The organism is Stutzerimonas stutzeri, assembly GCF_024448955.1.
Lineage (GTDB): Bacteria > Pseudomonadota > Gammaproteobacteria > Pseudomonadales > Pseudomonadaceae > Stutzerimonas > Stutzerimonas stutzeri_AQ.
This window is the reverse complement of the sequence record NZ_JAMOIH010000006.1, coordinates 56,180-78,736: the sequence shown is the minus strand read 5'-3', so window position 1 is coordinate 78,736 and position 22,557 is coordinate 56,180. Positions and strand designations below refer to the sequence as shown.

Below are 22,557 nucleotides of genomic sequence, written 5' to 3'. Positions count from 1 at the left end.
CGATAATGATTTTTCTCGTGGTGCTGCTGGTTCTGCTCATCGACAAACTCACCGATTGGCGACGTGACGTGCAGCACGACGGCCCATGGCTGCAGTTGCTGCGGCGCGTCGAAGGGCGCGCGGACATGGCGTCCAGGCCATGGCTGTCTCTCTCGCTCCTGGTGCTGCTGCCGGTGCTGGTGCTCGGCTTGTTACTGATGGCGCTCAAACCGCTGGCCTATGGCTGGCTCAGCTTGCCGCTGCATCTGCTGGTGCTGCTCTACAGCCTGGGGCGAGGGCAGGGCAAGCGTGAATTCGGAGCGTTCCGCGACGCCTGGCGCCGGGGTGATGACAACGCCGCCGCTCTGGTGGCCGAGCGCGACCTGGGCCTCAGCGCGCCGGATGCGCCGAGCCTGTTGCGCGCCGTCGAGGCGCAGCTGCTCTGGCGTAGCCATCAAGGCTTCTTTGCGGTGATCTTCTGGTACGTACTGCTCGGTCCCATGGCTGCACTGGCTTACCGGCTGCTTGCGCTGACGATCGAACACACCGGGAGCGAAGCCGTGCGCGAGCGGGCAGGGCAGCTGCGACACGCTTTCGACTGGCTGCCGGTGCGGCTTCTGCTGGTCAGCTTCGGATTGGTCGGTAACTTCGTCGCAATGAATCGCGCCCTGCTGCAGGATCTGTTGCGCTGGGAAACGCCCGCGCCGCGGCTGCTGGCCAACGTCGGTCCGGCTGCGGCGGATCTGCGCGAGCCGTATGAAGGCGAGGCGGGTATCTCACGGCTGGACAGCCTTGCCGCGCTGCTGGTGAGAACCCGCTTGCTCTGGTATGCCGCCATCGCGCTCTGGACGCTCTTTCTCTAGCCGCCCTGCACAATTGCGTCGGGCGCCGCGTCGCCTCCGCCCGTCGTCCGGCGCCCTGCATAAGCACCGTGGATAGGTCGGAATTGGCGGGCCTTCTGCCGCTTGTCGCGCTATCACTATGCCATTACCTTAAGTTACATAACCCCTGACCGATATCCCGTATAAGTTCCTCACACTCTGACGAGCCCTTGCTGCAGCCTCGATGCTGTTGGCAACAATAAAAATTGGGAGACGTCTTTTGAAAGGTCTTTTGTATCCCGCCATCGCGTTGATGAATCGCCTGAGCTTCGGCATGAAGTTCAGCCTGATCAGCGTGCTTTTCTTCGTTCCCATGCTGCTCACCAATTTTTATCTGGTGCGCGATTCATATCGGGAGTTCGAGGGCACCCGCACCGAGCTGCAGAGCCTTGAGTTGTTGGGTACGGCATTGCAGCTGCGCCGCGAGATGGAAGACTGGAAAGACCTGGTGGAAATCGAGGGCATCATCGGCCAGACCGGCGAAGTGCAGGCGCTGGTGACCCGATTGGCGGACGCCGAACGAGGGTTGTCCGCGCGGATGCAAAGCCTGACGCCGGTCAGCGATAACCCCGAACAGGTGGCCGAATTCAATACCCGCCGGGACGACCTCGATGCCGCCCTGCGCGAGGCGCAGGCGCAGCAATCCCTGCAAACCAAGGTCGCCATGGCGCGTGCGCTGTTGGGCAAGGCTCAGGTGATGATCAAGCTGATCGCCAGCCAGTCGGGTCTGAGCCAGGACAGCCAGCGTGATGTTCGGATGCTGGCGGAGCTACTGACCTCGGTCACGCCCTCGATCACCGCCATCCTCGGCGAAGGGCGAGCAGTCGGCTCCTACACCTTCGGCCAGGGCTATCTGAACTCCGACGCCAGCAATAAGTTGGACGAACTTCTCCTGGAGCTGGAGAAGCAACAGGCTCAATACGGCGCTCAGCTGCAGGACGTATTGGCCAGTAGCGCGTCCGCGCAGCGCCAGCTCGACAGCCACACCGCCGCCAGTCGCGACTCTCTGAAGATCAGCAGCGATATCTTCCAGGACCAGGTGATCATGGCCGAAGCGCTGGATCAGCCATGGGACGCGTTTTATGACCTGATCAGCGCCGAGATGGCGAAGACCTACGCGCTCAACGACGCGATTCTGGGCTTCCTCGACGAGCAGCTCGAGCAGCGCCTGGAGCAGAAACGCCTGCTCATGACTCTGTTGCTGGCCGCGCTGGTGCTGGTGTTCGTGCTTGTGGTCTATCTCTATAGCGCGTTCTACATGTCCACTCGCGCGACGTTGAAGAGCCTCGGCGCAACCATGGACCGCGTCGCCGCAGGCGACATGACCGCGCGATTCAACGTGCAAAGCCGCGATGAACTGGGCGAGCTGGGCCAGGTATTCAACGAGACCGTGGCCAAGATACGTGAGCTGATCGAGCGGGTCGGCCAGACCGTCGGTGAGGTGGAGCGTCAGGCATCACGCGTCGAGAGCGTCTCCGGCGAAAGCAATCAGACGGTGTCCGAACAGCGCGGGCAGATCGAGCAGGTCGCCACCGCGATGAACCAGATGTCGGCGACCGCGCAGGGCGTCGCGTCCAGTGCTGAGGCGGCGGTTGGCAGCGCGCAGAGCGTCAATGAAGAAACGGTTAGCGGCCGCGGCTTGGTCGAGGCGCAGGTCAGCGGTATCGAGCGGCTGGCCGCGGAGATCGAGCAGTCGGTCAACGTGATCAATCAGCTGGCTAGCGACAGCAAGGCCATCAGCCAGGTGCTGGACGTCATCAAAGGCGTTGCGGAACAGACCAACCTGCTGGCGCTCAACGCTGCGATCGAAGCGGCGCGCGCCGGCGAGCAGGGGCGTGGTTTCGCGGTGGTCGCCGACGAAGTGCGCAACCTGGCCAGACGCACCCAGCAGTCCACCGAAGAAATCGAACAGATGATTGCGCGACTTCAGGGCGGTGTCGGCGCTGCGGTGAAGACCATGCATGCCAGCCACTCGATGGCCGATGAGACGGTCAATCAGTCGGCCCAGGTTCGTCAGGCGCTGGAAAACATTCTCGGTGCGGTCGGCGTCATCGTCGACCAGAACCAGCAAATCGCCGCCGCCGCTGAGGAACAAACCGTCGTCGCGCACGACATCGACCGCAACATCGTCGCGATCAACGAAGCCGGGCAGCGTACCGCCGAAGGCGCCGGGCATACCGAACAGGCCAGCCGTGAGCTGACCGAGCTGGTCGGCCGGTTGCAGCGATTGATTGGCGCGTTCCGCGTATAACGCTCAGCTCCAGCCGAACAGCTCGCAGCTGTTGCGATAGCTAGCCTCAGCCAGCTCTTCGGGGGCGATGCCGCGCAGTTCCGCCAGCTCGCGGCAGATGTCGGGAAGAAATTCAGGGCTGTTGCGCTGGCCGGCATGGCTGTGAGGGGTAATGTCGGGCGCGTCGGTTTCCAGCACGATGCTGTCCAGCGGTAGCTGCTGCAGCACGCGGTGCATGCGGTGCGCCTGTGGCCAGGTACCGGCGCCGCCCAGGCCGAGCTTGTAGCCAAGCTTGATGTACTCGCGGGCTTCTTCCCAGCTGCCACTGAAGGCATGGGCGATGCCGGCGCGCTTCAGCTTGCGCTGCTTCAGCGTCGCGATCATCGCTGCATGGGCACGACGTACGTGCAGCAGTACCGGCAGCTCGAATTCGTCCGCCAGGTCCAGCTGGGCTTCTAGAATGTGCTGCTGCCTCTCCTTGTCCGGATCCTCAATGTAATAGTCCAGGCCGATCTCACCAATGGCGCAGAGCTTTTCTTCCCCGCGCAGGCGTTGCAGCCAATCGCGCAGCTCCTCCATGTGCTCCGGTCGATGATCCTGCAGAAAGACCGGATGCAACCCCAGCGCGGCATACACGGCGGGCTCGTCCAGCGCCATTTGCCAGACTCTCTCCCAGTTAGCCTGATGCACACCGAGCACCAGAATGCGCTCGACGCCCACACGGGTGCAGCGGGACAGCACCTCGCTGCGGTCGGTATCGAAGGGGTCGAAGTCGAGGTGCGTGTGGGTGTCGATCAGGGGCACGGCGGGCATCTCCTTTCGTTGTATCGGGGGCTCAGCGCCTTTGTTCTTCTTCGATCTGGATGTCGCTGACGCCCAGCTCGGCCATTCGGCTGTGCTCGCTGGCGCGCTCCGGAATCTCCCAAGGGGCGTCGGTGGCGGCGCGCGGTTCTCTGACGTGATGCAGGAGTATTTCCAGTTCGGCCTGCTCGATGGCCGGCTCTTCGAAGGCGTCCAGCGTCAGCGACGCCGGGTTGCCATTGATCAGGTAATGGATGCGGTAGCGTTTCAGTTCAGTCATGGCGGCGGCTCTTTTTCCGGTGGCGTGGAGTATCCGACCGCCAGATCGCCGTCAGGCTCCCGACTCTCCTCGCTCCGATTCGAGCAGGGCGGTTTTGCGCTCAAGGCCCCAGCGGTAACCGGTCAGCGCCTGGTTGGCACCGACGACGCGGTGGCACGGCACCAGCAGCCCGATCGGATTACTGGCGCAGGCTCGGGCCACGGCGCGCGCATGGGTACCCAGGCTCGCCGCCAGTTCGCCGTAACGGCGAGTCTCGCCAGCCGGAATGTCCTGCAAGGCCTGCCAGACGCGTTGCTGAAACGCCGTGCCGCGCAGATCCAGCGGCAGCAGGGCGGCGCGAGTCGGTTCTTGTAACTGCTCCAAGATCGAGCGCAGCCACCCGCCAAGTCCGGCCTGGTCGCACGTCAGTTCCGCTGCAGCGAAACGTAACTGAAGTTCGTCAAGCAAGGCGTGCTCCTCATCGGCGAACAATAGAGCGCAGATGCCCCTGTCACTGGCGGCGACCAGCAGTAATCCCAGGGGGCACGGGCTGATCGCATAACGCAGAGCTTCGCCGGCCCCCTTGCGCCGACGCTGTGCCGGGCTGAGTGCGGCAATGTTTTGATAGGCGCCGCGCATGCTGCCATAGCCTGATTCCAGCGCCGCGCCGAGTACCGATTCGGCGCCTGGGAGCTGCGCCTCCAACCGCTCGCGTCGGCGCGCCGCCGCCCATGCGTGAGGCGTAAGGCCGGTTCGGGCCTTGAATGCGCGGGCCAGATGCGAGGTGGACAGGCCGATGCGGGCAGCCAGCCGGTCCAGCGTCATCGGCTCGGGATTTTCATCGAGCAGACGGCAGGCGGCGATCACCAGCGCATCCAGCTGCTCGGTCGGGCTCTGGCCATGCGGCGCGCAGCGCTTGCATGGGCGATAGCCGGCGGCTTCGGCGTCTGCTGAATTGCTGAAGAAACTGACGCCGTCACGCCGCGGCCGGCGCGCCGGGCAGCTTGGGCGGCAGAAGATACCGGTCGAGCGCACGGCGAACACGAAGCGGCCATCGAAGTCTGCGTCGCGTTCGCTGAGAGCTTGCCAGCAGCGGTCGAAATCGATCATTTCGCGGCTCCTTGGGTAGTCGGGTTCGATTGTCCGTCCTGCTCGCCCGCGATGCCAATCCGCAATGCGCTTTCAAACTTGCGGGCGAGCATGGAAGCGTGCTGACGATTACCGTAACCTGCAGGTCTGCATAGTCGAATAGGGTCTGTAAGCCACTGATGAAAACGCCAAAACGACTCGAGCCGCTGGTCGAGGATGGGCTGATCGACGAAGTGCTGCGGCCGCTGATGAGCGGCAAGGAAGCAGCTGTGTATGTGGTGCGCTGCGGTGAAGAGCTGCGTTGCGCGAAGGTGTACAAAGAAGCCAACAACCGCAGTTTTCGTCAGGCGGTGAAGTACCAGGAGGGTCGCAAGGTACGCAGCAGCCGCGACGCCCGGGCCATGGCCAAGGGCTCCAAGCATGGGCGCAAGGAAAAGGAAGAGAACTGGCAGAACGCCGAGGTGGCGGCATTGTTCCGTCTGGCCGATGCTGGCGTACGCGTACCCAAGCCGTATGACTTCCTCGACGGCGTCCTGTTGATGGAAATGATCTCTGGCGAGGATGGCGATGCCGCACCACGGCTCAACGACGTTGATCTACACCCCGACGATGCCCGCGAATTTCATGCCTTCATGATCGGCGAGGTGGTGAAGATGCTCTGCGCCGGTCTGGTGCATGGCGACCTGTCCGAATTCAACGTGCTACTCGACGAGTACGGCCCGGTCATCATCGACCTGCCGCAGGCGGTCGACGCGGCAGGGAATAACCATGCGTTCGAGATGCTCGAACGCGACGTCGGCAACATGTCGGCGTACTTCGGGCAGTTCGCGCCGGAGCTTAAGTTCACCCGTTATGCCAAGGAAATGTGGGCGCTGTATGAGGATGGCAAGTTGACGCCGGATTCTGAGCTGACCGGAGAGTTTGCCGAGCCGGAGGACGCTGCCGATCTGGATGCGGTCATGCGAGAGATCAAGGCTACCTTGGCTGATCAGGCACGTAAGGAAGCCTTGCGCAACGCAACCGACGAGCCCAGCGACGAGCCGCCCACACCGCCGTGGATGCGGGGGTGATCGAAAAAAAAGCGAGGTTCGCCCCGTGCGCTTTCGTAAGAGCGAGCTTGCTCGCGAACCGGGCGGCCGTAGGGCCGAATGAATTCGGCCCTACGAGGCAGTGTGGCGTCCTTGATCACTGTGACGGGTGCTGTGCTGGCAAGGTGGCCGAAGGTCTTTGGCTCCACGGAGCAGTTGTAGGGCCGAATTTGTTCGGCCTTGGCGCTCGGCCCGGCCTCAGGGCTTGCTTTCGGTGGGTAAGCCAGCTCAATAGCCAGAGCCCGAAACAGCCAGATCAGCTGGCGATGATCGAACGTCGAGGGAGGCACGGATTGATCGTGCCCACGCTCCCGCGTGGGCACGGCACTTCGGGACGCTTTGCGTCCAAGACGCCGGAGTGCTTGGTATCGGCGGTTCCATGCAAGAGCGTAGGACCATGAGCGTTCGCGTCCGGCTCGGCCAGGCTCTACTGGCCCGACGTCTCGGTGTCCGTCCCAGCCCCCAGCGCATTCGGATTCATCTCCCAACCACCACCCAGCGCCACGAACAGCACGACCTGCGCTGTCGCCAGAGCGGTGCGGCCCTGCAGGGCTTGCTGCCTCGCCTGCAGTGAGCCGCGCTGGGCATCGAGTACTTCGTTGAGATTCGCCTCGCCCAGTCGATAGCTCTTCTGCGCGAGCTCGTAGGCGTACTGGCGATGGCGCAGGGTGTTACGCAGCGAATCCAGGCGGCGTTGCTGCCCGTCGATACGTACCAATGATCGCTCGACCTCTTCCAGCGCCTCGGCCAAGGTCTGCTGAAAACCAAGATACGTGCTTTCACCCTCGACATCGGCCAGGTCGATGGCTGCGCCGCGACGCCGGTAATCGAGGAAGGGCAGGCCAAAGGTGGCGCCGAGGCGGGCGAAGTTCGATGCGCTGGAAATGGCGTCACCCAGCGCCAGCCCTGAGCGGCCCACGGCAGCCTGCAGGGCCAGCGTCGGGAACAAGTCACGGCGAGCGGCCAGCGACTGCAGTTGTGCGGCCTCCAGTTGCGCGGCTTCGGCGATCAGATCCGGGCGTCTGCGCAGCAGGTCCAGCGGTTGCCCCGGCGGAATGGGATGGTCTGCCAGCGGCACTTTAGTCGACGCTGTGAGCTGGCGCGCGGTGCTGCCCGGCGGTTCGGCAAGCAGCGTGTCCAACGCCAACCGCACTTCGGCCAGATCGATGTCCAGCTCATCGAGATCGGCTTCCAGCGAAGCCCGTTCGGCTGCGCTGGCTTCGACATCCAGACGGGTGACCTCGCCGGCCTCGAACAGCGCGCGGGCGATACGCTCAAGTCCTGAGGCCAGTTCGATGCCTTCCACCAGCAACGCCCGCTGGCCTTCCATCGCACGCAGTTGCACGTAACCCTGAGCGGTATTCGAGGCAACCGCCAGCCGAGCGGCGATGGCCTGGGCCTGGGCCGAGCGAATCTGCTGCCATGCACTGTCGGTCCGCGCGCGGGTGGCGCCGAAGATATCCAATTCCCAAGTAGCCTGTAGCGCCAGTTCCCAGCTGTCGAAGGTAATCACGTCGTCATCCGGGACGAACTCGCCGATGGGGCTGTCGGGGTCTTGCTCATTGTTGTTTTCGATCCACTGACGACTGGCCGAACCTGGCAGATCGAAGGTCGGGAACAGCCCGGCGCGAGTCTGACGCAACTGCGCCCGCGCGGTGTCGACGCGCAGCATCGCCAGACGGATGTCGCGGTTGTTTTCCAATGCCCGGTGCACCAGCTGAGTCAATGCCGGATCGTCGAACTGCCGCCACCAGTCGGCGAGCGCCTCAGCGTCTGCCGGTTGCTCGCGCACCGCATGAAACCAGGATTCAGGCACATCGGGCTCGGGCCGCTCGGGCACGCTGGAGCAGGCGCCGAGCGCCAATGCCAATGCGCAGAGCAGGGGCGTACGAGGCAATCGGCGCGGCATCAGGTTTCCTCCGGTTTGACGCGCATGAACAGCAGGTACAGGCACGGCACCGCCAATAGCGTGAGCAGCGTGGCGAAACCCAGCCCGCCCATGATGGTCACCGCCATGTTGGCGAAAAATGGATCGAACAGCAGCGGCACCATGCCCAGCACCGTGGTGCCCGCAGCCATGACCACGGGCCGCAGGCGCGAGGCGGATGCCTCGATGATGGCGGTCAGGCGTGGGACCTCGTCGGCGATTTGCCGGTCGATCTCATCCACCAGCACCACGGCGTTCTTGATCAACATGCCGGTCAGGCTGAGCAAGCCGAGCAGGGCCATGAAGCCGAATGCCTGGCCGGTCAGCAGCAGGCCGAGGGTGACGCCGCACAGCGCCATCGGCACCACCAGCCAGATCATCAGCGGCTGGCGCACCTTGGCGAACAGCAACACCGTGACCAGCACCATCGCCAGATAGGGCAGCGCCAGGGTGCTGGCCAGCGCCTGTTGAGCGTCGGAAGACTGCTCATGGTCGCCGCCCCATTCCAACGAGTAGCCGACCGGCAATTCGATGCCCTCGATCAACGGGCGAATCCGCTGGAAGGCGACGTTGGTGTTTTCTCCGTCGCGCGGTTCGGCGCGCACAGCAATGGTGCGCTCGCGGCCGTAGCGGCGGATCATCGATTCCTCGGTGGTGGCCTCGATGCCGTCGGCCACTTGCGCCAGCGGCACGTAGCGGTTGGTCGCCGGGCTCCAGATCAGCCGTTGCAGCAGGTCGCCCGGCGCCACGCGATCCTCGGGCGTTGCCCGTAGCAAGATCGGGATCAGCTCGTCGCCGTCACGGAAGACGCTCACCTGCTGCCCTTCGCTGGCCACCGACAGGGCTTGCGCCACTTGCTGGCGGGTCAGCCCGGCGTCGGCCAGGCGGTCGAGATCCAGTTGCGGACGCAGCGCCGGTACCGGTGCGCGCCAGTCGTCGCGGACGTTGAAGACGTGCCCCTGTTCTTGCAGGATTCGCTGACCTTCAGCGGACAATCGGCGCAATTCATCCAGCTCGGGGCCGCTGATGCGGGCCTCGAGCTTGGCTTCGGCGTTGGGTCCGAACAGGAATTGCGCGGCGGCGACATCGGCAGAAGGGTAACGGCCTGGCAATGTCTGGTTCACCTCGTGAACCAGTCCAGCGATCACCTCCGCATCTTCGGTGCGTATCAGAAAGTGCATCAGCGCCGGGTTGGGCTGCTCCGGCGCGTAGGTCAGCATGAAGCGCGACGCGCCCGCACCGACAAAGGTGGACACATCGGTGACGCCGTCGAGTCCCTTCAGGTAGTCCTCGACGTCTTCGGCGGTGCGGCTGGTTTCGCGGATGTGCGAACCCTGCGGCAGGAACAGATTGACGTAGAAAAGCGGCGTGCTCGACGGTGGGAAGAAGCTCTGCGGTACGCGGCTGAAACCCAGCACGCTGAAAACGGTCAGCACCACCAGCACGCCCAGCGTCAGCCAGGGGTGCGCCAGAACAGCGCCGGCAACGCGACGGTAACGGTTGTAGATCGGTCCGCTGTAGGCCTCGTCAGCGCCCTTCGCGTTGTCCGCTTGCCGGTCATCTTTGCGCTCCAACAAGTAATGACCGAACAGCGGCACCACCAGCAGCGCCAGCAGCCAGCTCAGCAGCAGTGAGACGGCAATGACGAAGAACAGCGAGAACAGAAATTCCCCCGTGGTGTCTTGCGACAGGCCGATGCCGGCGAACGCCAGGATGCCGATGATGGTCGCGCCCAGCAGCGGCCATTGCGTCTGTTGCAGGGTCTTGCGTGATGCGTCGAGGATGCTCATACCGCGCTGCTTCTGGATCAGCATGCCGTCGCAGATCACCACGGCGTTGTCCACCAGCATGCCCATGGCGATGATCAGCGCACCGAGGGAGATGCGCTCCAGCTCGATTCCGGCCAGCCACATCAACAGCAACGTGCCGAGCACCGTCAGGAACAGCACCGCACCGATAATCATGCCGGCGCGCAGGCCCATCGCCAGACACAGCACGCCGACGACGATCGCCACCGACAGGAAGACGTTCAGCGCGAAGCTATTGACCGACTCGTTGACGATGCTGTGCTGCTGGTAGAGCGGATGCAGCTCGGCTCCCAGCGGCATCAAGTGCTGCATGGCCTGCAGCGCCGCTTCGACGCTATTGCCCACCTCGACGATGTTGCTGCCGGAGATGCCGCTGATTCCTAGCGTCAGCGCCGGCTCGCCGTTATGGCGGATGATCTGAACCGGACGCTCGGCATACTCGCGTTTCAAAGTGGCGATGGAGCCCAGGTCGACGCTCTGCTGGCCCTGGCCGACTGGCAGCGCGCGCAGGGCATCCAGCGAATCGAAGGCGCCACTCGGACGAATGTGCACGAAGAACTCGCCGGCGCGCACGCCGCCGGCTTCCACCGCGGCATCGGCGTCGCTGAGCGCGGCGACCAATTCCTGTGGAGACAGACGCAGCGCGGCCAGGCGCGCCTGATCGACCTCGACCAGAATCCGTTCCTCGCGCACGCCAGCGATTTCGACCTGGCCGACACCGTTAGCCGTGATCAGGCCACGGCGCAGATCCTTGGCCACCTCGTGCAGCTCTTCCAGGGTCAGGCCGTCGCCGGTCAAGGCGAAGAAAATGCCGTAGACGTCACCGAAATCATCATTGACCAGCGGTGGGTCGATGCCCGGTGGCAGCTCCTTCCGGGCATCGTCGAGCTTGTTGCGCAGCTTGTCCCAGATCTGATCGAGCTGCTCGCCGGTGTAGCGGTCCTGGATTTCCACACGGATTTCGGCCTGGCCGATCATCGAGCGCGAGCGGATTTCCTTGATCTCGGCGAGTTCCTGGATGGCGCTTTCCAGCGGCTCGGTGACTTCCTGTTCGACCTCTACGGCAGTCGCGCCGGGATATTGCACCGTGACGACGGCTTCCTTGATGGTGAACTCGGGATCTTCCAGGCGGCCCATCTCGAAGAACGCAATGGTCCCGCCGATCAGGCAGATCAGGAGCAACACCCAGATGTTGACCGGCTTGCAGATGGCGTAACGGGCTAAGTCCATCCGCTTATTTCCGCCGTTCAGCTTTGATCGGTTGGTCTTCGGAAAGCTTGCTGCCACCAGCCACCACCACCAGCATCTGATCGTTCAGCTCGCCGCTGACTACCGCGTAGTCCTCTTCGATGCGTTCGAGTTGCACATCGCGGCGCTGGGCGTGGCCGTTCACCGCTAGCCACAGATAGTGGCTGCCGTTCGGTGCCGCTTGTACGGCAGATAGGGGCAGGCGAAAACGTGGTGGCGCATCGTCTCGCGGGGCAGCTGGGCGCTGCAGACGAACCCGCATGGCCATTCCCGGCAGCAGGTTGTAGTCGGCCGGCGGATCGCCTCGCAGCGTCAGTCGGTAGGTGCGCGAGCCTTCGCGTGGCTGGGTGCTGTGCTCTTTGTAGGTCAGCGGCAGCGTCAGGTCGGCAATGACCAGCTCGCCTTCGGCCTGCAAGGTGGCGTTCAGCGGAATGTTCAACGCGGCGGTCTCGGGCAGGTCGACCGTGACCTCGATGTGCTGGTTGTTCTGCAGTTCGAGCACCGGCGAACCGGTGGCGACCACCATGTCCGGCTCGACCAGACGCCGCGCGACGACTCCATCGTAAGGGGCATTCAGCGTGCTGTGGTCGATGTCGCGCCGGGCACTGTCGCGGGCCACGCGCGCCGCCACGACGTTGGCCTGCAATGGCTCGACTGCTGCTGGCGCGAGAATGCCTTCGGCGAGCAATGTGCGCTTGCGTGTCAGGTCCGCTTCTAGCTGGCGCAGCCGAGCCTCGGCCTCGCGCAGTTGCAGCTCATAATCCGTGCGGTCGAGTTTGGCCAGTGGCTGGCCCTTTTCCACGCGCTCTCCTTCGTCGACGAGAATGCGCTCGACGCGCCCCGGTACCTGGAACGCCAATTGTGTGGTGGTCACGCTCTCGACCACGCCCGGAAAGCGCAGCGTCTGCGGGCCGTGATCGAACCGCTGCAGCGGTTCGACAAAGGCCACACGCGGCGGCACTTGCGCGGGCTGCTCGTCGTCGGCGCAGCCGGGCAGGGTCAACAGCGCGCATAGGGCTGCGGTGATGCTGAAATGCGGTAGCGGGCCTCGGTGTGTTCGCAATGGCGGCGACATCCGTACTCCTGATAGGGCGAGCAAAGGCGTCGCAGCGACAATGCGAAACGCCGCGACAGTTCTTGTAGAACCCCGCTCCGGCTCGGGAGTTCGGCCTATGCTTTAGTGACCGGCTGGTCAGTCGTTGCCCGAGACAACGGGGTAGCGGGATGTCCAACGCCGATTGGGCGTATCATTGCCCGGGTTTTCAGTAGTCAGCGCAGGAGAGAGTCGCAATGCAAGGTCAGCCACAAGTCATCGAATATCTGAAAGAACTGCTGCGTGGCGAGCTGGCGGCGCGCGATCAGTATTTCCTGCATTCGCGGATGTATGCCGACTGGGGCCTCGCCAAGCTCTACGAGCGCATCAATCACGAGATGGAAGAAGAAACCCAGCACGCCGATGCGCTGTTGCAACGCATCCTGTTCCTCGAAGGCACGCCTGACATGACACCCCATGCGATAAACGCCGGGCATACCGTGCCCGAGATGCTGCGCAGCGATCTGGCGTTGGAGTACAAGGTTCGAGAAGCCCTGGCCAAGGGTATGACGCTGGCCGAGCAGCACGGCGATTACCAGACGCGCGACATCCTCGCGCTGCAGTTGATGGACACCGAAGAAGATCATGCGTACTGGCTCGAGCAGCAACTCGGGCTGATCGACCGCATCGGCCTGCAGAATTATTTGCAGTCGCAGGCGAGCTGATGCAATCGAGGCCAGGCGCAATGCCTGGCCTCGGGCAACAACCGGTCAGATACGGAAGCGACTGACCATCGTCTGCAGCTGACTGCCCAGGCGGGCCAGTTCGACGCTCGATGCAGCCGTCTGCTCGCTGGCCGCGGCGGTCTGCTCGGAGACGTCGCGTACGTTCACCACGCTTCGGCTGATTTCCTCGGCTACGGCGCTCTGCTCTTCCGCCGCCGTGGCGATCTGCTGGTTCATCGCCTGGATGTTGGACACGGTGCGGGTGATGCTGGCAAGCGAGCTACCCGCGCGACGCGCCAGCTCGACACTGCTGTCGGTGAGGTTGCGGCTGCTTTGCATGATGGCCGCGACCTGCTGGGTGCCGTTGTGCAGGGCGGTGACCAGTTGCTCGATTTCCTCGGTGGATTTCTGCGTGCGCTGCGCCAGGCCACGCACTTCATCGGCGACTACGGCGAAACCGCGTCCGGCTTCGCCCGCGCGCGCCGCCTCGATGGCGGCGTTGAGCGCCAGCAGATTAGTCTGCTCGGCCACGGCGCGAATCACACCCATCACGCTGCCGATCTTGTCGCTGTCGCTCTGCAGCGCCGCCATCGCTTCCGAGGAGCGGACGACTTCGCTGGCCATGCGTTCGATCTGCGTGACTACCTCGGCAACCACGCGGTCGCCGTCGCTCGCTTCGATATCCGCCTCGGTGGCGGCCCGCGCCGCGTGTTCGGCGTTCTGCGCGACTTCATGGACAGTGGCCGACATCTCATGCATGGCGGTGGCGACCTGATCGGTTTCCTCCTTCTGACTAATGACTCCGGCGCTGGTCTGCGTCGTCACCGCCGACAGCTCCTCGGCGGCGCTGCTGATCTGGCTCACGCCGTCGCGAATGCCGCCGATCAACTCGCGCAGGGTGCTTCCCATCTGCTGGATGCCCTGCTGCAGGACACCGAGTTCGTCGCGGCGGGTGATCTGCGTGGTGGCGGTCAGGTCGCCCGCGGCGATGCGCTCGACGTCCGCGAGGGTGGTGCGCAGCGGCAGAACGATCTGCCGGGTAATCAGCCACGCCGCCAGAATGCCGAGCAGTACAGCCAATGTTGCGCTGAGAATCAGGCGATTGCCCGCTTCGCTGCCCTCGATATCCAGCCGTTCCAGCTGATAGGCATACAGCGCCTTGCTCAGTCGCAGGATTTCCGTCTGATGGTCGATCATGCCCTGGCGCGCCGTGGCAATTGCCTGGGTCGCGGCTTCGAGCGATTCGATTGCCGTGCGGTACTGGCCAAGAACCGTGCGAATCTGCGGCGCGGCATCCCGGCTGGTCAGCTGGAGGGCGCCGTGGTGCCGGTCCAGGGTGGCCAGGGCTGCATCGAGCTGCCCATAGACGGCCTGGGCGTTCTGCGAGGTAGAAGAGGCCATGTAGATCCGCAGCAGATACTGCGCCTGCTTGATCGCTTCCTTGACCTCGGTGATGGCACGGTACTGCCCGAGGTGCTGGTCGTTGTCTTCGGCCAGTTGCATGACCCGTGCGCTGACTTGCGTGGTGAGTTCGCCGAGCCGTGCGGCATTGTCATCGATGGTCTGGCGGGCGTCGTTGGCCAGCGCATAACCCTGGCGCATGTCGTTCAGCGAGCGGCGGAACAGCTCGTTGTAGCCGGCCTGCTCCTTGAGCATCGCCACGTTTACCGGGTTTTTGAAGGTGTTGAGCAGCTTGGTCTGGTGGGTCAGGTAGATGTCCAGCGTCTGGTCCACGCGTGCGCTGGTGGTTGCGTCGCCGTTGGCCAACATGAGTTGCAGGCGCGCGATGCGCAGATCCGTCAGGTCGTTGTTGAGCTGGGCGATTTGCGTCATCCAGCCGCTGCGTTGGATAACGCTGCTTAAGCTACCCCAGCCGATCCAGGCCAGGACAAGCGTAAGGATCAGGACGGCGCCGAAGCCGATGGTGAGCTTGCGGCTGACGCCAATGTTTCCAAACCATCTGTTCATGCAGATACCAATAAAATAAAGATCAAAAGAAGCCGTAGCCATCGTCGCGGTGAGCGTTGCGCTATGGCGGAGCCGGCGTAACCGCTACGACGTGAATGTGACGCCAATTAAATGGACGGAACGAGCTGTTTGCGACGCCTAAGCGCGGGCATCGGGTCACAAAAAAGAAACCCGCCGAAGCGGGTTTCTCGGTTCGAGCGAGTGTCTCAGTTCACCGGAGTTGCATTCGGCTTTACCGCGGCCTGAGCGGCCGGCACGTCGAGCTGCAGTTGCTGACTGGTGAAGGCGCGCACCCGCGCGGTGAGGTCCGCGTCGTCGTTCAGTGCCAGGCCGTAGGACGGGAAGATGGTTTTCAGCTTCGCTTGCCACTCCGGCGACTCGACCTGTTCAGCGAAGGTCTTCTTCAGCAGGTTGAGCATGATCGGCGCGGCCGTGGAGGCGCCCGGCGAGGCACCCAGCAGGGCAGCAATGGAGCCGTCTGCGGAGCTGACGACTTCGGTGCCGAACTGCAGCACGCCGCCTTTCTCGGCATCGTCCTTGATGATTTGTACACGCTGCCCTGCAGTGATGAGCTCCCAGTCACTGGCATCCGCCTTGGGGAAGTAGTTCTTCAGCTCCTCGATGCGGTCTTCCTGGCTGAGCATCAGCTGCCCGACCAGATATTGGCTCAGGTCGAGGTTATCCAGGCCGGCCTGGATCATCGGCAGTGCGTTGTCGGTGCTGACCGAGCGAGGTAGGTCCATCAGCGAGCCGTTCTTCAGGAATTTGCTGGAGAAGGTCGCGAAGGGTCCGAACAGCAGCACCTTCTCGCCGTCGATCACGCGGGTATCCAGATGCGGAACGGACATCGGTGGGGAACCGACCGATGCCAGGCCGTAGACCTTGGCCTGGTGCTGGGCAACGACTTCGGGGTTGCGCGTCATCAGGAACTGGCCGCCCACCGGGAAGCCGGCATAGCCCTTGGCTTCGGGAATGTCGGCCAGCTGCAGCAGCTTCAGCGCGCCGCCGCCAGCGCCGATGAAGACGAAGCGGGCTTTGACGCTGGTCTGGGCTTCGCCATCGGCGAGGTTGGCCGAGGTCACGGTCCAGGTGCCATCGTCGTTGCGCACGATGTCGCGTACTTCATGCTGCAGATTCAGCTTGACCTGCTCGTTCTTGCCCAGGGCATCGAACAGCTGACGGGTGATTTCGCCGAAGTTCACATCGGTGCCGAGCGACATGCGCGTGGCGGCGATCGGCTGGGATTCGTCGCGGCCGTTCATCAGCAGCGGAACCCATTCGCCAATCTGCGCGGGCTGCTCGGAGTATTCCATGTCGCTAAACAGCGGGCTTTGTTGCAGCGCCGCATGACGCTTGCGCAGGAACTGCATGTTGTCCTCGCCCCAGACGAAGCTCATGTGCGGGACGGAATTGATGAACCGACGCGGCTCTTGAAGCACGCCGCGCTCCACTTGGTGTGCCCAGAACTGTTTGGAAATCTCGAACGACTCGGCAATGGTCACGGCCTTGCTGATGTCGATACTGCCATCGGCTTTTTGCGGTGTGTAGTTCAGCTCGCAGAATGCGGAGTGGCCGGTACCGGCATTGTTCCAGGCATTGGAGCTTTCATCGGCGACGCTGGGTTGACGCTCGTACACGTCGATGGTCCATTCGGGTTCGAGCTCGTGCAGGTAGGTGCCCAGGGTTGCGCTCATGATGCCGCCGCCGATCAGCAGCACATCAACGGTTTTCTCGGGCTCGTTGGGCTTGGAGCAGGCGGCCAGGCCCAAGCACAAGAGCGCCACTGTAAGTTTTTTCATCGGTGGTTTCGTTGCCCTAGTCAATTATCGAATGCGCACCTGTTGACCAATGGCATGGCCGCATGGATCTGCTCGGATAATTGGTATGACCATGCCTAGCGCCGTGACACTGAAGCAGGCCGCCGCATGAGATGTGGCGGAGACTGGGCGCGCAATGCGACGCCGAATCAGGTCAGGGACGCCGGGAAGTGGCGAACGAATCTACCGAACAGGCTGCAGGCAAGGCAGCCTATCCTTCTTTTTATTGGTTCAGGTGACGCGGGGAAGGCCAGAGGCCTCTGGAGACAAGGCGGCTTGATCAGGGCTGGAATTAAGCCCGATTAAAACGCCAGAGGTTGTGAAGCCGCTGGCCGCCTTGCATGGGCGGAAGTTTATTCATCGGGTTTACATATTGCAATGATTCAGGCAAGTGGACATACCAGTGACGTGGCGACGCACCTCGTGGCAGGATCACCGTTGCGGGTTCGAGCCGCACCCGGACGCCAGGTCCTGAAGGATGGGACAGTCGGGGCGGTGATCACCATGGCAATGGTCGATCAGCTGTTGCAACGTATCGCGCAGGCTCACCAGTTCGGCGATCTTATGGTTCAGCTCGTCGACGTGCACGCCGGCCAGCGCCTTCACGTCTGCACTGGCTCGCTGGCGGTCCTGCCATAGCGTCAGCAACCGACCCACTTCTTCCAGCGAGAAGCCCAGATCCCGCGAGCGCTTGATGAAGGCGAGGTGGTGCAGGTCTTCCTCGCCGAAGTGACGATAGCCATTGGCGCTGCGCCCGCTCGGCGAGATCAGTCCAATGGATTCGTAATAGCGGATCATCTTCGCCGACAGACCGGTTTTCTTCGCGGCTTGGCCGATGTTCATGTGGCTTCCCTCGTTTGAAGGTCTATTCGATTCCCGAGTCGCAGCCTCAGGGCATACATGCTCATTCTTCCGGCTTCCACCGTTTGAGCAGCAAGGCATTGCTGACCACGCTGACGCTCGACAACGCCATCGCCGCACCGGCTACCACCGGGCTGAGAAAGCCCAATGCTGCCAGCGGAATGCCCACCAGGTTGTAGATGAAGGCCCAGAACAGGTTCTGCTGGATCTTGCGATAGGTGCGTCGGCTGATTTCCAGCGCCGCCGGTACCAGCCGTGGATCGCCGTGCATCAGGGTGATGCCGGCCGCGTGCATCGCCACATCGGTGCCGCCGCCCATGGCGATGCCGACGTCGGCCGCAGCCAGTGCCGGCGCATCGTTGATGCCGTCACCCACCATCGCGACCACTGCGCCGTTCTTCTTCAAGTCGGCCACCGTGGCGGCCTTGTCCGCCGGCAGCACCTCGGCATGCACGCTATCGATCTGCAATGCATCGGCCACCACCCGAGCGCTGCCCCGGTTATCGCCGGTGATCAGATGGCTGCGAATATGTCGCGCATTGAGATGAGCGATGGCATCGGCGGCGCCCTCCTTGAGGCGGTCTCCAAAGGCGAACAGGCCGAGCACACGCGGCTGCGGCGCGGTTTCGATCAGCCAGGACAGGGTTCGTCCCTCGGCTTCCCAGGCCTCGGCCTTATCGGCCAGATCGCCCGGTTGCAGACCGCTGTCATTGAGTAGGCGACGGTTGCCCAGCGCCAGCGAACGACCATCGAGATCGCCAGCGATGCCGCGCCCGGTCAGCGACTGGCTGCGGTTCACGTCCGCGACCTTCAATTCCTGCTCCGCGCAACGATCCAGTACCGCCCGCGCCAGAGGATGCTCGCTGCCGCGTTGCAGGGCACCGGCCTGCTGCAGCAGCGCGGATTCGTCGCCGTCGATTGCGTGCAGATGGACGATCCGCGGTTCGCCCGATGTCAGGGTGCCGGTCTTGTCGAAGGCCACGGCCGTAACCGCATGCGCGACTTCCAGCGCCTCGGCATCTTTGATCAGAATCCCGTGGCGCGCCGCCACGCCCGTGCCGGCCATGATCGCTGCCGGCGTTGCCAGCCCGAGGGCGCACGGGCAGGCGATCACCAGCACGGCGACGGCGTTGATCAGCGCAACCTCCACCGATGCGCCGGCGAGCAGCCAACCCGCGACGGTGCATAGCGCAATGAGCAGAACGGCGGGGACGAACACCTGGCTGACCTTGTCTACCAGCTTCTGGATCGGTGCCTTGGCTGCCTGAGCATCCTCGACCAGACGGATGATGCGCGCCAGGACGGTCTCGCCGCCGAGCGCCGTGGTACGTACAAGTAAGCGGCCTTCGCCGTTGATCGCGCCGCCAGTGATGCGATCGCCAGGGGCTTTGGCCACCGGCAGGCTTTCGCCGCTGATCAGGGCTTCGTCGGCCTGGCTTTCGCCTTCCACTACCTCGCCATCGACCGGGAAGCGCTCACCGGGCTTGACCAGCACCAGATCATCCAGTCGCAGCGCGGTGATGGCGACGTCCTCTTCGCGGCCGTCGACGACCCGTACCGCACGGTCCGGTCGTAACGCCTCCAGTGCCCGGATGGCGGCACTGGTCTGACGCTTGGCGCGGCTTTCCAGGTATTTGCCCAGCAACACCAGGGCGATGACCACTGCCGAGGCCTCGAAATACAGATGCGGCATCTGCCCCGCCGGCGCCGCCCACCATTGGTAGAGGCTCAGGCCATAACCGGCGCTGGTGCCGATCGCCACGAGCAGGTCCATGTTGCCCGCCCCAGCACGCACGGCTTTCCAGCCGGCGACATAGAAACGAGCACCGAGAATGAATTGCACGGGCGTGGCGAGCAGGAACTGCGCCCATGGCGGTAGCATCCAGTGCAAACCGAACGGCTCGCCCAGCATCGGGACCACCAGTGGTGCCGCCAGCAACAGGGCGGCGATCACCGCGAGGCGTTCACGGATCAGGCGACTCTTGCCATCATCGGCGTTCGCCTGTGCGGTATTAGCGGCCCGAGCTTGGTACCCCGCGGCCTCGACGGCCTGTATCAGTACCGCTGGATCGGCCGTGCCAAGCACTTCGACACGGGCACGTTCGCTGGCGAGATTCACCGAAGCGCTGCTGACGCCGGGTTGTTTGAGCAGTGCGCGTTCGACGCGACCGACGCAGCTGGCGCAGGTCATGCCCTCGATGGCGAGCTCCAGCGTTTGCACCGGTACGCCATAGCCGGCTTTTTCCACGGCCCGGATCAGCTCGGTGGCGCTGCCCTCGGTGGCGTCGATACGGACCTGTTCAGCGGCAAGATTCACGGCTGCGCTCTGCACGCCGGGTACTTTCAGCAATGCGCGTTCGACTCGTCCGGCACAGCTGGCGCACGTCATGCCGCTGATGGGCAGGGTGAAGGTTGAGCTGGTCATGGTTCGCTCCCCGAGTGGTCTGTTGCCAGCATCTTCAACCTTTACCTTATGGAAAGGTCAAGACAGGTAACAGTCGCAGCTAAAGTGTTGACCTTGCCTGCATGGCAAGGTTGATCATGCCTGCCAACACCTAGATGGGAGGTATCTATGCAGACGTTCAACGTACAGGGTATGACGTGCGCCCATTGCGAGCGCGCCGTGACCAACGCGATTCTCGCGCTTGACGCTCAGGCCAGGGTCCGCGTCGATCGGCAGGCGGGTGTAGTGGAGGTTGACGGCGATCTGAGCGAAGCGGCGATCCGCGAAGTGATCGAGCAGGAGGGGTATCAGGTCGGGTAGGCGCCGCGGCAGCTGGGCCGCGGTCCAGGGAATGTGCCTCAGCCTTTCGCCTGGACGGCGTCCCAATCGCGGACCAGCCCCCGGAAGAGCGGATCGATCAACGCTGGGCCATCGCGCTCGGGATCGAACAGGGCGGAGTCGCGTGTCCAGTCGCTGAACAGGCCGACGATCAACGCATGGAGCGTGCGCGCGGCAAGCCGTGGCGTGATGCCTGGATAAAGTGCGTCGGCGGCGTGCTCGAACAGCTTTTCGCAGAGATCGATGAACATATTGATGAACGCCTGGTGGCGCTCTTCGGCTTCGCGCAGCTCCTCGGTGAACTCGCAGCGATGCAACAGGATAGTCATCACGCGGCGTTTCTGCTCGTCGCGGCCCAGCGCCCCGAGACCCTCGATGCAGAGTTCGCGTAGTACCTGCAAAGGCTGCTGTTGCGTGCAGCTGCAGAGTCGCTCGGTCATCTGTTCCGGCGGCAGCCGCACCTGATTCAGCATTTCGTGAAACAGATGAGCCTTGTTCTGGAAATGCCAGTACACCGCGCCGCGGGTAACACCAGCGTCGCGAGCGATCTGATCGAGACTGGTGTGCGCCACACCCTTGTCCAGAAACAACCGCTCGGCCGAGGCGAGCAGGGCGATACGGGTTTTTTCGGCGTCTTCTTTGGTTCTTCGCATGTCTGCACTACGGCAGCGTCGAGGCTGCGTTAGGGTCCTGAAGGCGGATGGTGCTGAGTTGATACCTCAATCTCTGCAACTTTGGCTGTTTACAAACGCCCTTGTATGTAACAGCATCTTACCGTTCCTGTAAACGTTCGATATCAGCCGCTACCCGTTCTGCGCTAGCGAATCGACTTTTCCATTCTGCGAGTTCCTCAATGCCCCTCCCGCTTCTCCTGATTCTGGGTGCCCTCAGCGCCTTTGGTCCGCTGGCCATCGACTTCTACCTGCCCGCGTTTCCGGCGATGGCGCGAGCATTCTCTACTGATGTCGAACATGTGCAATTGTCCCTGGCGGCGTATTTCATCGGCCTCGCGGTCGGCCAGTTGATCTACGGGCCGCTGGCCGATCGTTATGGGCGACGCTGGCCGCTGCTGATCGGCGTGACGCTGTTTACCCTGGCGTCGCTGGCATGCTCGTTCGCACCGACGCTGGACTGGCTGATCGCCGCACGCGTGGTCCAGGCGCTAGGCGGATGCGCCGGTATCGTGGTGACGCGCGCAGTGGTGCGCGACAGCTGCGATCCGGTGCAAGGCGCCAAGGTATTTTCCCAACTGATGCTGGTGATGGGCGTGGCACCGATTCTTGCGCCGCTGGCCGGCGGGCTGTTGATGAACGCGTTTGGCTGGCAGTCGATCTTCGTCGCGCTGACGATTTTCAGCGCACTGTGCGGTCTCGCGGTTGCCCTGAGGTTGCCTGAGACGCTCCCGGCCGATGCACCGAAGCACCCGCTCAGCGGCACGCTAGGGCGCTATCTCGGGCTGTTCCGCGATCGGGAATTCATTGCCTTCGCCCTTTGTGGCGGCGTGTCGATGGCGGGCATGTTTGCCTACATCGCCGGTTCGCCATTCATCTTCATCGAGCTATACGGCGTCCCCGCAGAGCATTACGGCTGGCTGTTCGGTTGTAACGCGGCGGGGTTCATCGTCGTATCGCAGATCAACGCGAGGTTGCTGCGGCTTCGCGGGCCGGGGTTCTGGCTGCGGCGTTTCGTCTGGTTCTACTTCGCCTGCGGCGCCACGCTGCTGGTGATTGCCTGGAGCCAGCCGGAGTCGCTTTGGCCGTTGCTGATCCCGCTGTTCATGGGATTGGGAGGCCTTGGCAGCATCCTGCCGAATGCGACCGCCTGCGCGATGGCGGGCCAGGGCCAGCAGGCGGGGCTGGCCTCGGCGCTGATGGGGAGTTTGCAATTCGGAGTGGCGGCTGGCGCATCGGCGGCAGTCGGCGCGCTGCACAACGGCACGGCGGTGCCCATGGCGTTGGTGATTACGGTCTGCGCGCTGATGGCGGCGTGTCTGGCCTGGTACACCGGTCAGCAAACGAATGCGTCGCGGGCGCCATCCTCCTGAGGACGGAGCCTGGGGTG

The 22,557-nt window shown here is 63.5% G+C and carries 17 protein-coding genes; 6 read left to right on the top strand and 11 right to left on the bottom strand.

Annotated features, from left to right (window positions below):
• The first annotated feature begins 5 nt into the window (after positions 1-5).
• Complete coding sequence (gene ampE, locus NA645_RS08280) at positions 6-842, top strand: regulatory signaling modulator protein AmpE (RefSeq protein ID WP_256048401.1); 837 nt, start codon at positions 6-8, stop codon at positions 840-842.
• A 238-nt stretch (positions 843-1,080) separates the two neighbouring features.
• On the top strand, positions 1,081-3,111 hold the full coding sequence (locus tag NA645_RS08275) for a methyl-accepting chemotaxis protein (protein WP_256048400.1): 2,031 nt from the start codon (positions 1,081-1,083) through the stop codon (positions 3,109-3,111).
• A gap of 3 nt (positions 3,112-3,114) precedes the next feature.
• On the opposite strand, the gene NA645_RS08270 is transcribed toward NA645_RS08275, so the two are convergent.
• The 3 genes from NA645_RS08270 to ada are packed head-to-tail and all read right to left on the bottom strand — an operon-like array spanning position 3,115 to position 5,260.
• Complete coding sequence (locus NA645_RS08270) at positions 3,115-3,894, bottom strand: TatD family hydrolase (protein ID WP_256048399.1); 780 nt, start codon at positions 3,892-3,894, stop codon at positions 3,115-3,117.
• A 31-nt stretch (positions 3,895-3,925) separates the two neighbouring features.
• Positions 3,926-4,171 carry a hypothetical protein gene (locus NA645_RS08265; protein WP_256048398.1) on the bottom strand — a complete coding sequence of 82 codons (246 nt, stop codon included), beginning with the start codon at positions 4,169-4,171 and terminating at the stop codon, positions 3,926-3,928.
• Between the two features lie 51 nt (positions 4,172-4,222).
• Positions 4,223-5,260 carry a bifunctional DNA-binding transcriptional regulator/O6-methylguanine-DNA methyltransferase Ada gene (gene ada, locus NA645_RS08260; protein ID WP_256048397.1) on the bottom strand — a complete coding sequence of 346 codons (1,038 nt, stop codon included), beginning with the start codon at positions 5,258-5,260 and terminating at the stop codon, positions 4,223-4,225.
• A 158-nt stretch (positions 5,261-5,418) separates the two neighbouring features.
• On the opposite strand from ada, the gene NA645_RS08255 reads away from it, so the two are divergent.
• Positions 5,419-6,309 (top strand): PA4780 family RIO1-like protein kinase, encoded by an 891-nt coding sequence (locus tag NA645_RS08255; protein WP_256048396.1) that lies wholly within the window; start codon positions 5,419-5,421, stop codon positions 6,307-6,309.
• 445 nt (positions 6,310-6,754) lie between these two features.
• Here the strand turns inward: NA645_RS08255 and NA645_RS08250 are convergent, their stop codons facing one another.
• The 3 genes from NA645_RS08250 to NA645_RS08240 are packed head-to-tail and all read right to left on the bottom strand — an operon-like array spanning position 6,755 to position 12,385.
• Positions 6,755-8,236, bottom strand: coding sequence for an efflux transporter outer membrane subunit (locus NA645_RS08250; protein WP_256048395.1), 1,482 nt, complete (start codon positions 8,234-8,236; stop codon positions 6,755-6,757).
• Positions 8,236-11,292 (bottom strand): efflux RND transporter permease subunit, encoded by a 3,057-nt coding sequence (locus tag NA645_RS08245; RefSeq protein WP_256048393.1) that lies wholly within the window; start codon positions 11,290-11,292, stop codon positions 8,236-8,238. Before NA645_RS08245 ends, NA645_RS08250 begins: the two co-directional genes overlap by 1 nt.
• A 4-nt stretch (positions 11,293-11,296) precedes the next feature.
• Positions 11,297-12,385 carry an efflux RND transporter periplasmic adaptor subunit gene (locus tag NA645_RS08240; RefSeq protein ID WP_256048392.1) on the bottom strand — a complete coding sequence of 363 codons (1,089 nt, stop codon included), beginning with the start codon at positions 12,383-12,385 and terminating at the stop codon, positions 11,297-11,299.
• Between the two features lie 215 nt (positions 12,386-12,600).
• Between NA645_RS08240 and bfr the strand changes: the two genes are divergently transcribed.
• Complete coding sequence (bfr, locus tag NA645_RS08235; protein WP_256048391.1) at positions 12,601-13,068, top strand: bacterioferritin; 468 nt, start codon at positions 12,601-12,603, stop codon at positions 13,066-13,068.
• A gap of 45 nt (positions 13,069-13,113) precedes the next feature.
• Here bfr and NA645_RS08230 read toward each other — a convergent pair whose 3' ends face one another.
• From NA645_RS08230 to NA645_RS08215, 4 genes are all read right to left on the bottom strand, one after another.
• Positions 13,114-15,036 (bottom strand): HAMP domain-containing methyl-accepting chemotaxis protein, encoded by a 1,923-nt coding sequence (locus tag NA645_RS08230; RefSeq protein WP_256048390.1) that lies wholly within the window; start codon positions 15,034-15,036, stop codon positions 13,114-13,116.
• Positions 15,037-15,242: 206 nt separating this feature from the next.
• Complete coding sequence (locus NA645_RS08225) at positions 15,243-16,835, bottom strand: malate:quinone oxidoreductase (protein WP_256048388.1); 1,593 nt, start codon at positions 16,833-16,835, stop codon at positions 15,243-15,245.
• Between the two features lie 450 nt (positions 16,836-17,285).
• Positions 17,286-17,696 carry a Cu(I)-responsive transcriptional regulator gene (gene cueR / locus NA645_RS08220; protein ID WP_256048387.1) on the bottom strand — a complete coding sequence of 137 codons (411 nt, stop codon included), beginning with the start codon at positions 17,694-17,696 and terminating at the stop codon, positions 17,286-17,288.
• A gap of 61 nt (positions 17,697-17,757) precedes the next feature.
• Complete coding sequence (locus NA645_RS08215; RefSeq protein ID WP_256048386.1) at positions 17,758-20,139, bottom strand: heavy metal translocating P-type ATPase; 2,382 nt, start codon at positions 20,137-20,139, stop codon at positions 17,758-17,760.
• A 147-nt stretch (positions 20,140-20,286) separates the two neighbouring features.
• Between NA645_RS08215 and NA645_RS08210 the strand changes: the two genes are divergently transcribed.
• A complete protein-coding gene (locus NA645_RS08210; RefSeq protein ID WP_256048385.1) occupies positions 20,287-20,478 on the top strand; it encodes a heavy-metal-associated domain-containing protein in 192 nt (63 codons plus the stop codon).
• Between the two features lie 38 nt (positions 20,479-20,516).
• Here the strand turns inward: NA645_RS08210 and NA645_RS08205 are convergent, their stop codons facing one another.
• The gene (locus NA645_RS08205; RefSeq protein WP_256048384.1) at positions 20,517-21,149 is read right to left on the bottom strand and encodes a TetR family transcriptional regulator; all 633 of its coding nucleotides are present in this window, start codon (positions 21,147-21,149) and stop codon (positions 20,517-20,519) included.
• 200 nt (positions 21,150-21,349) lie between these two features.
• Between NA645_RS08205 and NA645_RS08200 the strand changes: the two genes are divergently transcribed.
• Positions 21,350-22,540, top strand: a complete 1,191-nt coding sequence (locus NA645_RS08200) for a Bcr/CflA family multidrug efflux MFS transporter (RefSeq protein ID WP_256048383.1) — start codon at positions 21,350-21,352, stop codon at positions 22,538-22,540.
• Positions 22,541-22,557 lie beyond the last annotated feature (17 nt).

What these genes read in the sequence shown, in the direction of transcription:
- ampE (WP_256048401.1), top strand. Translation starts at nt 6, where the DNA reads ATGATTTTTCTCGTGGTGCTGCTGGTTCTGCTCATCGACAAACTCACC.
- NA645_RS08265 (WP_256048398.1), bottom strand. Translation starts at nt 4,171, where the DNA reads ATGACTGAACTGAAACGCTACCGCATCCATTACCTGATCAATGGCAAC.
- ada (WP_256048397.1), bottom strand. Translation starts at nt 5,260, where the DNA reads ATGATCGATTTCGACCGCTGCTGGCAAGCTCTCAGCGAACGCGACGCA.
- NA645_RS08255 (WP_256048396.1), top strand. Translation starts at nt 5,419, where the DNA reads ATGAAAACGCCAAAACGACTCGAGCCGCTGGTCGAGGATGGGCTGATC.
- NA645_RS08250 (WP_256048395.1), bottom strand. Translation starts at nt 8,236, where the DNA reads ATGCCGCGCCGATTGCCTCGTACGCCCCTGCTCTGCGCATTGGCATTG.
- NA645_RS08245 (WP_256048393.1), bottom strand. Translation starts at nt 11,292, where the DNA reads ATGGACTTAGCCCGTTACGCCATCTGCAAGCCGGTCAACATCTGGGTG.
- NA645_RS08240 (WP_256048392.1), bottom strand. Translation starts at nt 12,385, where the DNA reads ATGTCGCCGCCATTGCGAACACACCGAGGCCCGCTACCGCATTTCAGC.
- bfr (WP_256048391.1), top strand. Translation starts at nt 12,601, where the DNA reads ATGCAAGGTCAGCCACAAGTCATCGAATATCTGAAAGAACTGCTGCGT.
- NA645_RS08230 (WP_256048390.1), bottom strand. Translation starts at nt 15,036, where the DNA reads ATGAACAGATGGTTTGGAAACATTGGCGTCAGCCGCAAGCTCACCATC.
- NA645_RS08225 (WP_256048388.1), bottom strand. Translation starts at nt 16,835, where the DNA reads ATGAAAAAACTTACAGTGGCGCTCTTGTGCTTGGGCCTGGCCGCCTGC.
- cueR (WP_256048387.1), bottom strand. Translation starts at nt 17,696, where the DNA reads ATGAACATCGGCCAAGCCGCGAAGAAAACCGGTCTGTCGGCGAAGATG.
- NA645_RS08215 (WP_256048386.1), bottom strand. Translation starts at nt 20,139, where the DNA reads ATGACCAGCTCAACCTTCACCCTGCCCATCAGCGGCATGACGTGCGCC.
- NA645_RS08210 (WP_256048385.1), top strand. Translation starts at nt 20,287, where the DNA reads ATGCAGACGTTCAACGTACAGGGTATGACGTGCGCCCATTGCGAGCGC.
- NA645_RS08205 (WP_256048384.1), bottom strand. Translation starts at nt 21,149, where the DNA reads ATGCGAAGAACCAAAGAAGACGCCGAAAAAACCCGTATCGCCCTGCTC.
- NA645_RS08200 (WP_256048383.1), top strand. Translation starts at nt 21,350, where the DNA reads ATGCCCCTCCCGCTTCTCCTGATTCTGGGTGCCCTCAGCGCCTTTGGT.